Raw genomic sequence first — 15,069 nt, 5'->3', positions numbered from 1 at the left:
TTTCAGTTGTATTATTATGGACTATACTTATATAATTTTGTCTATAGTTTTTCGGTCCCATTGCTGTGATGCCTTATAATCGCTCATAGACATTCCTGTAATGCTTTTAAATTGATTGGCTAAATGACTACTACTAGTATAGCCTAAACTATCCGCAATTTCTATGAATTGCAATTGACCCAATTGAAGCAATTCCTTTACCTTTTCAATTTTTAATTGAATGACATATTTCTCAATGGTTATCCCCATTCGCTTACTAAAGAACTTACTTAATACAGAATAATCTTTTGGGATTTTTTGAGTTAATAATTCTGAAATTTTCATGTTCTGATTTTCAGAAACATCTAAAGTTTCAATAAGAACCGTTTTAATTTGTTCTATAAGTACATCGTCCTCACTCATGATTAATTCAAAACCGATATTTTGTAATTTCTTTTTTAAAATCGGATACGTTTCTGCCGCTATAGGCCCCACAACCACGTCGCCTAAATGCAATGCATAAACAGATATTTGCAACGCTTCTAGCAATTGTTTAACCGATGCTTTACAACGATCGCATACCATATTTTTTATATAAAGATGCTGTTTTATCTGTTTATCTTGTGTAGACATGTCTTAAATTTTATATTATTTTAATGTCTCTTGAACTAACCCGCAATGCAACATTTTATCTCCATAATACGGATTATTAATCTGCTTTTCTACAGCAAACCAATTGGCTCCTCCTTTTAAAGCCATCGGACAATGTTGCTCATAAATTTCGCCTGAAGTAATATTTCCTGCTATAACCGGTTTTAAAGCTGTTGTTAAATCTGAAAATAATTCACGTTGAATTTTAATATCATATTCTTCTGAAATTTTCACAGCCAATTTTTTAAGGTCTTCATTTGTAGCTGTAGATGCCATGAGTTCCGCATCTTTTTTAGCTTCTTTAGCATCTGTTTTCACTAAAGCATCTTTTAAAGACAAATAGTGTTGAAAGGTTTTTTCTACATTTGCATCCTTAAATTCGGGGTTAGAATGTACCACTTCAACCTCTTCCTCTTGTTGAGGCACAGCTTTTTTGGTTTCATTTTTACAAGACACTACCGAAATTAAAACAATTCCTAATGCCATTACACTTATAATTTGCTTGATGTTTTTCATGATTTAAAACTTTTATTACGTTAATTTTATTCTGTTAAATAATTAATTATTGTTTGTTGTTTATAATAGGATTGTATCGCTTCTATACGGGAAATCTCATACTTTAATTGAAGTTCTTGAATATCTAGAACATCATTAAAATCGATTAATCCCGTTTCGTAACTTTTTAATAAAATATCCTGAGCGTATTTTGCTTGTTCTAAATTATTAGTCAGTGTTTTGTAACTAATTCTAGCTGTCGCTCTTCTTTTTTCGGCCGCATCTAGAATTGAAATCAAGTTGTTCTTCTTATCTGCTTTCTGAATTTTATAGGTTTCTTTTTGAATTCGATTTTGAACACTTTTAGATTTAAATTTCGAATTAAAAATGGGAATAGAAACAGTAACCATAGGCATTAAAATGTCCTTTCCATTATCAGGCACATATTCTTGGCGTTTTTCTATAGCAATATAATCTAAACCAAAACCTATCATTGGCGCACGCTCTTTAGCTAATAATTGGTCGGATTGTTCTACAGATTCATACAACTTGTCGTATTGTAAAAGTTCTGGATGCAAAATTAGTGATTTCATCTAATCCTAAACTTGTTTCTGCTGGCATTTCTAAATCTGAATTGACGGTTATGGCAACTGACTTCTCACGATTTAGATCCATATTAATTAGCGTTTGCACTGCAAGATAATCTTGTTTTAAAATTTCAAGTTTTTCTAAAATTTCATTTTCTCGCATTTGTAACTTCAAAACATCTACTGCCGATGCTTGCCCGACTTCAATACTCGTTAAAGCCAAAGTTTGATACCGCTTTAATATTTCTAATTGTTCTTGCAATACCCGCTGTTCGGACATATTACCCCAAAGTTCATAATAATTCTGAGATATTGACATCACCAATTTTCGATGTGCAATCGCTATACTTTCGTACTGAGCATCCGCAAGTGAACTCGCATAATTTTCGCGAGCTGTTATAGACCCAAACCATGGTAGCATCTGACTTATAGAGGCTTTAAAAACCTGTGGCCCCGTTCTCGTTTCTGGCTCAATTACAAAATATCCCAAGCCAAATTCAGTATTGGGAATATCTTGAGCTTCATTCACCTTTTCGACAGCTAATTTATATTGTAAATCGGCTTGTTGCACATTTGTATTTTGCGCTAATCCCAACTGAATTAAGTCTTGTAAATCCTGAGCTTGCACTCCAGAAATTACACTTAAAAAACCAAAACAAAGCAGATAAAATTTCTTAGTTTGTGTTATATACTTACTCATACGTTTTTAGTTAATTTAGATTGGTTTCTCTTCAACATAAATTCTTGTTTCCAACTATATAATACAGGAACGATAAAATATGAAGTGATATCAATAATCATCCCTCCAAAGACAGGAATAGACATCGGAATCATGATATCACTCCCTCGCCCCGTAGATGTTAACACGGGTAAAAGCGCTAAAATAGTTGTCGCGGTGGTCATTAAACACGGACGAATACGTTTCTCTGCACTAAATACTACAGCCTCGCGAATACGCTTAATATCTTGTGGCTTACGTTTATCGAAGGTTTGGGTTAAGTAGGTTGCCATGACCACGCCGTCGTCGGTCGCAATACCAAACAGCGCAATAAAACCAACCCAAACGGCCACGCTTAAATGAATAGGATGCATTTGAAATAAGCTCCGCAAATTCTCACCAAACACGCTAAAGTTTAAGAACCAATCTTGCCCGTATAACCACATCATGATAAATCCGCCGGCGAATGCCACCGAAATTCCTGTAAACACCATTAACGATGTGGATACCGATTTAAACTGAAAATATAAAATTAGAAATATTATCGCCAAGGCCAAAGGCACTACAACACTCAGTGTTTTTTCTGCCCGTAACTGATTTTCGTAAGTCCCGGTGAACTGATACGTAATTCCTTTTGGAACTACCAATTCGCCACTATCAATTTCATCTTTTATTAATTGTTGAGCTGTTTCAACGACATTAACTTCGGCAAAACCATCTAGTTTATCAAACAAAACATAACCAACCAAAAACGTATCTTCACTTTTAATAACTTGCGGACCTTGCTCGTAACGAATCGTTGCCAACTCACTTAAAGGCACTGGGCTTCCTTGGGCAACAGGAATATAAATATCATTTAAATCGTCTGGACTAGAACGCAGTTCTCTTGGATAACGTACACGCACACCATACCGTTCTCGCCCTTCAATAGTTTGCGTTAAAACCATACCACCAACAGCAACTTTTAACTCGTCTTGAACCGTTTCTATTGATACGCCATAACGGGCTAATTTTTCTCTATCTATATCGATAAGTAAATACGGTTTCCCAACAATCCTATCTGCAAACACAGCTTCCTGTTTCACCCCTTTAGCACGTTTAAGAATAGGTTCTAATTTTTTACCAAAAGCTTCAATCTGATGTAAATCCTGACCTTTTATCTTGATGCCCATAGGTGCACGCATTCCTGTTTGCAACATGATTAAGCGCGTTTCTATAGGTTGTAATTTCGGCGCAGAAGTCACTCCTGGCAAATTTGTTTTCGCAATAATTTTATTCCAAATATCGTCTGCCGATTTAATTTCTGGTCGCCAGTTTCTATAGAATTCTCCATCATCATCCGCTGTTAAATCATCTGAATTCATTTTAATGTCTGTCGACAAAATAACTTTTGAAGCGGTATTACTTTTTTCTGAATCGTTTACATTAAAAACCAAACGGCCATCTTTCATTACAAAAAACCCTTCGTCATTCACTTTATAACGTTGTCGTTTTCCGTCGGCATTCAGCATATATTCAGACTTATACTGAATGATATTTTCGTACATAGATAAAGGCGCAGGATCTAAAGCAGATTCTGTACGACCTGCTTTTCCAACCACCGTTTCTATTTCTGGAATACTCGCCACGGCCATATCTAATTGCTGAAGGACACGTTTATTTTCGGACACACCAGCATGTGGCATAGAAGTTGGCATAAGTAAAAAGGAACCTTCATTTAAAGACGGCATAAATTCTTTACTCGTTTGCTTCATGATTAAAAATCCAAGTACCACAATTGTAGTAGGAATTAACATAAACAACATCTTATGCGCCAAAGCCCACCGTAATATTTGTGTGTAATAGCGTTTAAATACAGAGAAAAAACCGAGTAATCCAAAGCAAATTACAGCCACAAAAATTAAGTTGAGACCAATGTTCCTCGAGACACCCAATGGCCTCCAATATTCGGCTAATAAAAAGACAATAGCAACGGCAACAACACTACTATTAATAAGGTTGATTCGCGTTTCCGACCAGCTATACTTCTGCTTTAAAAACCCAACAATTCCAAAAGCGACAAGTAACAGGCCTACAAAATAGCCACTAAACATGACCCATAAACCGAGTCCTATTAAAATGCTATTTATTACCATTAAGAATGGGGTTCTAACGCTTCTTTTCCGGAATAAAAACGACGCAAATGGAGGAATTAAAAATAAAGCGACAATAACAGATGCCACTAAAGCTATCGTTTTTGTAAAGGCTAAAGGTGTGAATAATTTTCCTTCGGCACCCACCATGGTAAACACAGGAATAAAACTAATAATCGTGGTGGTTACTGCTGTAAGTATCGCTCCTGAAACTTCGGCAGTAGCATTATAAACGACTTCGTTTATAGGTGCATTGTCTTCACTTTCATCGAGGTGACGTATAATATTTTCTGCTAGAATAACACCGACATCTACCATGGTACCAATGGCTATCGCAATTCCGGATAGCGCGACAATATTCGCACTAACATCAAAGAATTTCATGGCGATAAACACCATTAAAACAGCAACCGGTAATAATCCTGAAATTAAGATTGAAGCTCTTAAATTGAAAACCATTACCACAATAACTAAAATGGTGATTAGGACCTCTAGAGTTAAGGCTTCGTCAAGGGTATTTAGTGTTTCTTTTATAAGAATTGTTCTATCGTAAAACGGTTCGATTGTAAGCTGTGAAACGGTTCCATCTGCCAATATTTTTGAAGGCAAACCACTATGCATATCGGCCATTTTCTGCTTCACATTGGTAATCACTTCCATCGGATTAGCACCGTATCTCGCGACAACTACACCTCCAACAACTTCGGCACCTTCTTTATCGAGTATGCCACGTCTCGCTTCTGGACCTAAACCAACATGCGCGATATCTTTTATGCGAATGGATTTAAAATCTGTAGACGACACTACTGCATTCTCAATATCTGAAATCGATTTTACATATCCCAAGCCACGCACTAAATACTCGGCTTGATTAATTTCTAAGGTTTGTGCGCCAATATCCTGATTCGTGCTTTTTACAGCTTTCACCACATTTTGAAGTGAAATATTGTATTGCTTCATCAGTTCAGGATTCACATCAATTTGATACTCCTGAACATAACCCCCAATAGATGCCACTTCAGACACCCCACTTGCTGAAGATAATCCGTACTTTACAAAATAATCTTGAATGCTTCTTAATTCATGTAAATCCCAACCGCCGGTGACGTTTCCGTTAGGGTCGCGACCTTCTAAAGTATACCAAAATATCTGCCCTAAACCTGTTGCATCTGGTCCCAAAGCTGGTTTAACTTCTGCAGGTAATAAGTTGCTTGGCAAGGCATTCAGTTTTTCAAGAATACGACTTCGACTCCAATAAAATTCAATGTCTTCTTCAAAAATGATATAAATACTAGATACACCAAACATAGACGAACTTCTGATGGTTTTAACACCAGGAATCCCCAATAAAGTTGTGGTAAGCGGATACGTAATTTGATCTTCAATATCTTGAGGTGAACGCCCATCCCATTTGGTATATACAATTTGCTGATTTTCTCCAATATCGGGAATAGCATCGACCGACACAGGATCACTAGGCAAGAAACCAGTATCCCAACCAAAAGGCGAGTTTACGATTCCCCACCCTATAAATAAGGCGAGCATCAATACAGCTACTAGCTTATTTTCAATTAAAAATTTTATGCTTTTATTTAGCATGAAGTTGATTTTTAAAACAATGAAACAAAAGTGTAAAAAACACTAATACGCATGAAAGCCCTTGCTAGTTAAGATTAACTATAGGACATTGCTGTTTATATGTTAAAAAATCAGATTAAGAAAGTCTCGTAATCCACTTGAAAATCGGAGACGAGTGTAGGCGGACGATAGTCCTGAAACGTAGTAACTTGTTTTGGTAACGTTTCGAATAATGCATTGTATACGTAAACAAATGACACTAGAAATAATTGATTATCTACAGATAATTGACTCGGAGAAGTATTTAATTCGTCTTGTCCATCTACCACAACTTTATGGTCGGTGCAACATCCTTCTTTAGTTATAGACGATTTTAAAGGCAAGTTTTGCATACTTTCCATACCACAAGTTGTAGCCTTGGTATTTAAAGCCACATCTACCAAAGTATCTCCACAATAGTGCATATCTACGCTAAAAGACACAGTAGACAAAAGGACTACTATGGCCATAGAAACGGATAATATGTTGCGGAAAAAACTTTTCATTAAATGCAAAATTACTTATTTTTAATTACAATATAATTAATTAACAGGATTTTATACATTCCTAACGCACCTAAACCGCTATTTTACTATAAATTAATTAAATACAAACAGTTAACACAAACCGTTTCTCCTTCTTAAAAACGTTTTATAGAAGTTAGTTACAAATCCTTTAGGCATTACACATCTTTTATAAGAATGAAATTCCATAAATAATTCGTAAAACACTAAAAAAAGATGACCATTATTATTATTCTACTTTTAGCAATTCCTGCTTATTTTTTCTTCCGATGGTTATTGAAAAAGTTAGACATAGGCACGATTAAAAATAGGAAATATGTGGCTATGTTCCCTGCCTTGCTTGTAAGTCCGCTTTTATATATAGTGATCATACTTTTATGGATGGCTTCATCGACGTATTATCCTAAACATGACTTCAGCACATATTATTGGAAAACTAATATTGAGGAACGGTACACCATGTCTGAACATATAATTACAAGTAATCTACTAATTGGAAAAACAAAAGCAGAAATCACAACTTTACTTGGTAACGATTTTCACACTTACAACACCAATCACATCTCTTATTATCTCGGTTATCTTCCTAAATTGTTTAAAATTGACCCCGATGTGCTAGCCATTTATTTTGAAGATGGTATTGTGGTTAAAGTATCTCAGCACGAAAGTTAGGTTGGAATTTTTATATTAAGCCTAAACACATTAATTCGAATTTTATTCCCGTTAAATTCCATTTTTCAAGATGAAAAATAAAGGCTTTAAATTTGGCATTTAGAGCTTATAATTTCATAAAAAAATGAGGCCTAAAACCCGTTCAAATTTGGACTTCCATATAGAGTTTACCTATAACGACTATAAACATACACTATTACATAATTCTCAATTTTGAATCATATTCGTTTCGAATAACATAAAAACAGGGTCAAAAAAGGCTTTAAACTGTTCAGATTTTGCTATTCCATATAATTTATTAGTTTGTACCTATCATTAATTTAATCATAAAAATAACGTAATGAAATTATTAGTAATTGGAGCGGGAAATATGGGGTTAACCTATGCCGAAGCGATGTCTAAATCGAAACTTCTTAAGAAGAGAAACATCATGATTTTAGACAGCTCCGACGAGAAAATCGAGAGTTTAAACAAAATCTCACATTTCGACGTCTTCAAAGACCCAAAAGACTGCGTCCCTCAAGCAGACTTAATTTTTTTAGCGGTAAAACCGTTTCATGCCGATGAATTATTCGGTAAAATGGCGCCGATAGTCACTAAAGGTCAGATTGTAATCTCCTTAATGGCAGGTGTTACTATTAAGCACATTCAGGATGCTTTAGATTTAGCTAAAGTTGTACGTACTATGCCTAATTTACCTGCTAAGGTAGGAAAAGGTTTAACGTCCTATACAGCGTCTGAAGAAGTATCACGAATAGAGCTTTTAACGATTGAAAACTTGTTAAACACAACAGGAAAATCAATACAAGTAAAAAATGAAAACTTTATCGATGCCTCTACAGGAATTTCTGGAAGCGGACCAGCTTACGTATTTTATTTTATGCAAAGTATGATGGAAGCCGCTTTACAAATGGGATTCTCTGAAAATGTATCTAAAGTATTAGTGAGCCAAACCTTTACTGGTGCAGTAGACTTATTTAATCAAGATGATATTTCTCCTAACCGATGGATGGAACTTGTAGCATCAAAAGGAGGAACTACCCGTGCTGCTTTAGATAGCATGGACGATAATAATGTAAATGAATTAATAAAAGAGGCAGCATTTGCCGCCTTTAATAGAGCTATAGAACTTGGAAAAGACAAATAAGAAATACAAGCAACGTATTGTCATTAAAGTTGGAACCAACGTAATGACGAATAGAGACAATAGAATTGTAAGACCTGTACTAGACCGTTTGGTGAAGCAAATTGCAGAACTTTACGAGCGTGATATTATCACCGTACTAGTTTCTTCGGGTTCCGTAATTGCAGGAATGGAAGTTTTGGGGCATTCAGATATTAAAGACAAAGCTTCTAGGAGACAAGTCTATTCTGCAATCGGACAACCAAGAATGATGCGTTTGTACTATAATATTTTTCATGATTATGGTATGAAATGTGCGCAGGTATTACCAACTAAGAATGATTTTGACCCTGGTGAACACCGTCGTAATATGAAGAATTGTTACGAGAATCTTTTATCTGAAGGCGTTATTCCAATAGCGAACGAAGATGATACCGTATCCTTATCGCATGCCATGTTTTCGGACAACGATGAGTTGGCGTGTTTAATTGCTGAAATGATTGATGCGGATAAATTAATTATCTTAACAGATATTGATGGGTTATATGACGGGCATCCAGATGCCGACGATTCTTCTCTAGTAGAAGAAGTTGGTATTAATGAAAACGTAAATCATTTTATTAGCGATACTAAAAAAGGTGAAGCTGAAGGCCGTGGAGGTATGTTATCAAAATTAAACTACGCCAAACAGTCAGCTAGAAAAAATATTCCTACAATTATTGCCAACGGAAAGAGTGAAAACACCATTATTGATATTATTGATGGTAAAGCTGTAGGAACAAAAGTAGAAATTTAAAAACAACACATGAAATTATTAAAGACCGACTTAAAAAATAATGTTTTACAATCCATGATTAATTTAATGGATACCAATAGAGCAGAACTTTTAAGCGCGAATAAGAAAGATTTAGAAGCATTTAGTAAAGACGACCAAGCCATGTACGATAGGTTAATCGTAGATGACAAAAAGATAGATAGCATGATTACCTCGGTAAGAGAAGTTATGCAACAAGAAGACCCTATTGGCCAAACTATTTCGCATCGTGTAATAGACGACGGATTAGAAATCACCAATAAAACAGCACCCTTTGGAACGATTATGATTATTTACGAATCGCGCCCGGATGTTACTATAGAAGCGGCTGTACTTGCTTTTAAAGCCAACAATAAGATATTCTTAAAAGGAGGAAAAGAAGCGATTCACAGTAATAAAATATTAGTCGATTTCTGGCATAGAGCCTTAAACGAAAATGGTTTAGACAATAGCTATATTCAGCTATTAACTTTAAACAGACAGGAAACTCAGGATTTCCTAAAAAACCCAACAGAGAAATTAGACTTAATCGTACCACGTGGTGGCGAGCGATTAATTCAGTTTGTAAAAGAACATGCACGTTGTGCTGTTTTGGTAAGCGGACGTGGGAACAACTTTCTTTTTGTAGATAAAACTGCGGATTGGGAGAAAACCAAAACCGTAATTTTAAACGCTAAAACTGCAAAAATTTCAGCCTGTAATGCCTTGGATAAAATTCTAATTCAGAAAGACGTTCCAGATTACGAAGCGAAATTAAAAGATTTAGAAGCCATTTTAAAAGATAAAAATGTATCTATTTTGGTTGATTCTGAAACTCAAAAAATTCTTAAAGACGAACCTTTAATTCCGAATGACGACGTTTGGCATGAAGAGTTTCTCGCTTTAAAATGTTGCATAGGTACGGTAGATAGTTTAGATGATGCTATCGAAAAAATAAACACCTATTCCGGAGGACATTCGGCAACAATTATGACCAATAGCAGAGAGAAAGCTATTCAATTTATGGAAAACGTAGATTGTGCTGCAGTATACCAAAATGCATCTACCCGATTCACCGATGGAGGATCTATGGGAGTTGGTGCTGAACTTGCTATTAGTACAGATAAATTACACCACAGAGGTCCATTAGGACTAAAAGAATTGGTTACTAATAAGTATTATATTTTTGGAGACGGACACATCCGTGAATAATCTAAACATAGAGTACATCACTATATTAAAAATTAGGCTACCAATTTGGTAGCCTTTATTTTTTTAATACCAAGTGAATGCGCTTGGTAAAATAATTTAGAAACGTGATTCACAAAAAAAGGCTCAAATCTCTACTAAAGAGATTTGAACCTTTTTACTATTAAAATTATTAAATTCTAATTAAAATATTTTAATCCCAACACCTATTTGAATGTTGTGATTTGTAGCTTCTAAAGGCTGATCGTCATCGTATACGTTAGTAAAACCATAAGCATATCTTACATCGACATAAAAGTCATCGCAAAAGATATACTCGGCGCCTACAACTCCTGAGAATACTAAGTTTCTGTAGCCATCTTCAAATTCATGAATTTTAAGTCCCATTTGTGGTCCAACACCTATAGAAACACGTTCCCACATTGTATATTTTGCAAAAATAGGCAGATTAAGGTAATCCAATCTTAAAGATTCATCTTTAGCACCTTCGGCAGAAAACTGAATTTCTGGTGCTATAGAAAATTTTTCGGTGATACCATATTGAGCAGTAAAACCAATTACAAACCCGTTTCTGTGAGTGTTGCCAGAAGGCACATTATCTTCATAATCTAAATTAGAGATATTAACTCCAGATCGCACTCCAAACAAATCGAATTGAGCAAAACTCGTTGTTGTCGCAAGAATAGTTAAAATAAGAAAGGTAATTTTTTTCATATTGATAGATTTTGGTGCTAAGTTAAAAATTAATAAAATTACTTTAATACAATAATAGACATTTGTAATAAAAAAAAAGACAAACTGAGTATTTTATCGTTAAGCTAATCGCTTACTAGACACTGTTTCATAATATAAGCTTTTAATAATACCATCACTTAGACCTATTTTAGGCACATAAATATCTTTCGCACCACTCCATTTCATAGCCGATAAATATATTCTTGATGCTGGAATAATAACATCGGCACGATCTTGATTTAAGTCTAATTCCGTTATACGCTCATCGTAAGAATACGATTGTAGCATATGGTAATACGATGTAAGGTAAAAGAATGTTAAAGGCTTTCCAATAGCTTTTCCAGACACTTTAAATATTTTATTTATGTTTCCTCCCGATCCAATTAAATCTATTTTGTCGTATGTTTTGGTGTGATCTTTAATCCATGTTTCTAGTTCGGTCCACGTTTCTCGCTTTACCATATCGTTTAGCAATCTCACCGTTCCTATTTTAAAAGATCTAGAAATTACTGTTTCTCCACGATCTATAACAGTAAACTCGGTACTACCTCCTCCAACATCTACATACAGATAGGTTTTATCTGGATTAATAAACGCATTTAAATCGGTTGCCGCTATAATAGCAGCCTCTTCATCTCCTTCAATAATATCGATATTAATATCCGATTGTTTTAATATCTGTTGCACTACTGCTGGTCCGTTTTTAGCTTCACGCATTGCAGATGTGGCACAAGCTTTATATTTATCTACATTATGAGATTTCATAAGTAATTTAAAAGCAAGCATCGTATCTACCATGCGTTCGGTATTTTTTTTAGATATTTTACCTTCTAAAAACACGTCTGCCCCTAAACGAATAGGCACACGAACCAAAGAACTTTTTTTAAACTTGGTTGGCTTCCCTTTCTCTTCTATAATATTTGCAATTAACAATCTTACGGCATTGGAACCGATATCTATTGCTGCATATTTCTTTATTGTAAGCATATTACTCTTTTAACTTATTATAGTAATATTCGTAGGTAGCGAACTGCGATCTTACTTTAGGTTTGTTATCTTTTTTATACTCGTTTGTCTGGTTTAAGTTTATAATTCGTGCCTTAACGTTATCGCTCCAACAAATATCGAAAGTATCTGTAAGTTCTTTCTTTATATCTTCATCGTAAATAGGACAAGTTACTTCTACTCTATTTTCGATATTTCTTGTCATCCAGTCTGCAGAAGAAATAAACACTTTTGGTTTTCCTCCGTTTTCAAACATATAGAGTCTTGTGTGTTCTAAAAACTTATCGACAATACTTATAACTTCAATATTTTCGCTCATGCCTTTTATTCCTGGAACCAAACAACAAAGTCCGCGAACCACCATCTGAATTTTAACACCAGCTCTACTTGCTTCATAAAGCTTATCGACCATTTTATAACTAGAAATACTATTCATTTTTAGCCTAATTCCAGCTGGCTTTCCTAATTTAACGTTGACAATTTCCGTATCTATTAATTTAAAAAATGCCTTTTGGGTGTAATGTGGTGATGTGATAATGTGCTTGTACGTATAAATGAGGTAATTCGTTTCAAAAAAACTAAACACCTTATTTAAATCTTTTAAAATTTTCTGATTTGCAGTAAATAGTGTATAATCGGTATATATTTTTGCAGTAGATTCGTTAAAATTCCCCGTACTTACAAATCCATATCTTTTAATCTTATTATTTTCTTCTCTTTCAATAACACACATTTTACTGTGCACCTTTAAGCCTTGCACTCCGAAAATTAAATTAATGCCTTCCAATTCCATTTGTTCGGCATACGCTATGTTTGCTTGCTCGTCGAAACGTGCTTGCAACTCGATTGAAACCGTTACTTTTTTTCCGTTCTTAGCCGCATTTATTAATGAGCTTGCTATATGCGAAATCTGAGCCAATCTGTAAATAGTGATTTTTATGGTTTTCACTTTAGGATCTAAAGCGGCTTCCCGTAAAAATTTAACCACGTAAGAAAAGGTATGATAAGGCGCATACAACAAATAGTCTTTTTTAGCTATTACTGTAAAAATACTTTGTTCAAGCGTAAGACCTTTAACGGGTAAAGGTTCGATTTTATCGTATAATAAATCGGTTCTACCTAAGCTAGGGAACCCCATATAATCTCTTCTATTATGGTAACGTCCGCCCGGAATAATACTATCGGATTCCTCAATATTCATCTTTTTTAATAAATACTGAAGGGTTTCTTCTTCAATTTCTTGATCGTAAACAAATCGTACAGGTTCACCAATTTGTCTATGTTTAACACTGTCCGATAATTTATCAATAAAACTTTTACTTAAATCACTTTCAAAATCCAATTCACCATCTCTAGTGATTTTAATCATGTGTGCAGAAATAGACTTAAAATCGAATATATTGAAAATATCTTTTAAACAATAGCGCAATAAATCGTCTAGCATAATAATATAATCGTTATTGCCCTCCATTGGTAGCACAACAAAACGATCCATATTTTTAGAGATTTCGATTAAAGCATATTGACTCTCTCCGGAATTCATGGCGATTCTAACTGCTAAGTACGCCGCACTATCTTTTAGAAGTGGTAATTTTACTAAATCGTTTAACACGATAGTTACTAATGCGGGACTTATTTTCTGAAGAAAATATTGTTTTATAAAAGTATGTTGCGAAGGAGATATTTGAGTTTCATTAATTATATAAATATTCTCCTTTTTTAACTTATTCTGAATATCACTTAAAATCTTTAAGCTCTCGGCCTGCTGTTCGATTACAATTTTGGTAATAATCTCTAAAAGCTGACTCGCTTTAATACCGCCAAGTTCACTTTTACCAGCTTTTCCAGCCATTGCAATACGTTTAACTGTGGCGTATCGTACTTTAAAAAATTCGTCTAAATTATTAGAAAATATACCTAAAAAACGTAGACGTTCAATTAAAGGAACATTTTTATCTTCTGCCTCTTGTAGTACACGAGCATTAAATTGTAGCCAACTAATTTCTCTATTAATATAAGTGTTATTAGTTTTTTCAGTTTTTATCATTTAGCATTTTTTTAACCTTCGACAAATCTAATCCATTTAAAAATTAATACTGTTTCTTAAATGTTATATTGTAGGTACTAAATTTAAAAAAAATACGCTTAAAACAACGCTTTTGGAAACAATTTTAATTTTAAAACACCGGGCTTTAAATCGGACCAATCGTTAATATCAAATTCTAAGATTACCAATCCGCTTGTAGGAACATTCTCAATGTAAACCTCCCCAAAAGTATTTACAAAATTATTGAACGCGTTATTGTGACCAAAAATAAAAACTGACTCTAAATTGTTATCAAGGTTCTCTACAAAACGCCTCAAGCTATCACCATTAAAATCGTATATATCTTCTTCTATTTCGATATTAATTTGTTGTGTGGCATTATAATTTTCCACAAAAATATCGCAAGTATCTCGAGCTCGTTTTGCAGGACTAGAAAATACATTTTGTAATTGTATTTCTGAATTGAGTTTAAACTCTTTACATACTTTTATAGTATTTTTTACACCTACCTTCTTGAGCGGTCTCTCACGATCGGTAACATTATATTTCCAAGACGATTTCCCATGTCTAATTAGCACGACTGTTTTCATACAAAAAGAGATTTTTTTTATTTATTATTTCACTAACAAACAGTGTATTAACATTATTTAACAATTATTTACTTACACAATTACAATTAAACACCACGTAAATTACGTATTTAATCGACAAAGCGCTACAAATCAACGACTAAAAGCACATTTTTATTATTTTGTCGAATTTCTGAACGATTTTAACATTAA

At 34.2% G+C, this 15,069-nt stretch carries 14 protein-coding genes; 4 read left to right on the top strand and 10 right to left on the bottom strand.

Going from position 1 to position 15,069, the window contains the following annotated elements:
• Positions 1-27: 27 nt before the first annotated feature.
• The 6 genes from AC0UBM_RS00400 to AC0UBM_RS00375 all read right to left on the bottom strand — a co-directional run bounded on the left by AC0UBM_RS00400 (position 28) and on the right by AC0UBM_RS00375 (position 6,685).
• The gene (locus AC0UBM_RS00400; RefSeq protein ID WP_475687199.1) at positions 28-612 is read right to left on the bottom strand and encodes a helix-turn-helix domain-containing protein; all 585 of its coding nucleotides are present in this window, start codon (positions 610-612) and stop codon (positions 28-30) included.
• A 15-nt stretch (positions 613-627) separates the two neighbouring features.
• Entirely contained in the window at positions 628-1,146 is a 519-nt protein-coding gene (locus AC0UBM_RS00395) for a DUF3347 domain-containing protein (protein WP_475687198.1), read from the bottom strand.
• Between the two features lie 26 nt (positions 1,147-1,172).
• Positions 1,173-1,718 (bottom strand): TolC family protein, encoded by a 546-nt coding sequence (locus AC0UBM_RS00390; protein WP_475687197.1) that lies wholly within the window; start codon positions 1,716-1,718, stop codon positions 1,173-1,175.
• Positions 1,666-2,412 (bottom strand): TolC family protein, encoded by a 747-nt coding sequence (locus tag AC0UBM_RS00385; protein ID WP_475687196.1) that lies wholly within the window; start codon positions 2,410-2,412, stop codon positions 1,666-1,668. Before AC0UBM_RS00385 ends, AC0UBM_RS00390 begins: the two co-directional genes overlap by 53 nt.
• Positions 2,409-6,161, bottom strand: coding sequence for an efflux RND transporter permease subunit (locus AC0UBM_RS00380; protein ID WP_475687195.1), 3,753 nt, complete (start codon positions 6,159-6,161; stop codon positions 2,409-2,411). The genes AC0UBM_RS00385 and AC0UBM_RS00380 overlap by 4 nt, the downstream gene beginning before the upstream one ends.
• Before the next feature lie 110 nt (positions 6,162-6,271).
• On the bottom strand, positions 6,272-6,685 hold the full coding sequence (locus AC0UBM_RS00375) for an HYC_CC_PP family protein (protein WP_475687194.1): 414 nt from the start codon (positions 6,683-6,685) through the stop codon (positions 6,272-6,274).
• A 234-nt stretch (positions 6,686-6,919) separates the two neighbouring features.
• Between AC0UBM_RS00375 and AC0UBM_RS00370 the strand changes: the two genes are divergently transcribed.
• From AC0UBM_RS00370 to AC0UBM_RS00355, 4 genes are all read left to right on the top strand, one after another.
• Complete coding sequence (locus AC0UBM_RS00370) at positions 6,920-7,375, top strand: hypothetical protein (protein ID WP_475687193.1); 456 nt, start codon at positions 6,920-6,922, stop codon at positions 7,373-7,375.
• Between the two features lie 340 nt (positions 7,376-7,715).
• The gene (proC, locus tag AC0UBM_RS00365; RefSeq protein ID WP_414037370.1) at positions 7,716-8,522 is read left to right on the top strand and encodes a pyrroline-5-carboxylate reductase; all 807 of its coding nucleotides are present in this window, start codon (positions 7,716-7,718) and stop codon (positions 8,520-8,522) included.
• A 43-nt stretch (positions 8,523-8,565) separates the two neighbouring features.
• On the top strand, positions 8,566-9,294 hold the full coding sequence (gene proB, locus AC0UBM_RS00360; protein ID WP_414037440.1) for a glutamate 5-kinase: 729 nt from the start codon (positions 8,566-8,568) through the stop codon (positions 9,292-9,294).
• A 9-nt stretch (positions 9,295-9,303) separates the two neighbouring features.
• On the top strand, positions 9,304-10,503 hold the full coding sequence (locus AC0UBM_RS00355) for a glutamate-5-semialdehyde dehydrogenase (RefSeq protein WP_475687192.1): 1,200 nt from the start codon (positions 9,304-9,306) through the stop codon (positions 10,501-10,503).
• Between the two features lie 180 nt (positions 10,504-10,683).
• Here the strand turns inward: AC0UBM_RS00355 and AC0UBM_RS00350 are convergent, their stop codons facing one another.
• The 4 genes from AC0UBM_RS00350 to AC0UBM_RS00335 form a co-directional block, all read right to left on the bottom strand.
• Positions 10,684-11,214 (bottom strand): porin family protein, encoded by a 531-nt coding sequence (locus AC0UBM_RS00350; protein ID WP_414037372.1) that lies wholly within the window; start codon positions 11,212-11,214, stop codon positions 10,684-10,686.
• A 99-nt stretch (positions 11,215-11,313) separates the two neighbouring features.
• Positions 11,314-12,222, bottom strand: a complete 909-nt coding sequence (locus AC0UBM_RS00345; RefSeq protein WP_414037373.1) for a Ppx/GppA phosphatase family protein — start codon at positions 12,220-12,222, stop codon at positions 11,314-11,316.
• A gap of 1 nt (position 12,223) precedes the next feature.
• Positions 12,224-14,287 (bottom strand): polyphosphate kinase 1, encoded by a 2,064-nt coding sequence (gene ppk1, locus AC0UBM_RS00340; protein ID WP_475687191.1) that lies wholly within the window; start codon positions 14,285-14,287, stop codon positions 12,224-12,226.
• Positions 14,288-14,385: 98 nt separating this feature from the next.
• Positions 14,386-14,877 (bottom strand): SixA phosphatase family protein, encoded by a 492-nt coding sequence (locus AC0UBM_RS00335; protein WP_475687190.1) that lies wholly within the window; start codon positions 14,875-14,877, stop codon positions 14,386-14,388.
• Positions 14,878-15,069: the final 192 nt, after the last annotated feature.

The sequence above is a fragment of the Formosa sp. F44 genome (genome assembly GCF_056238645.1).
This window is presented reverse-complemented; position numbering and strand designations above follow the sequence as displayed.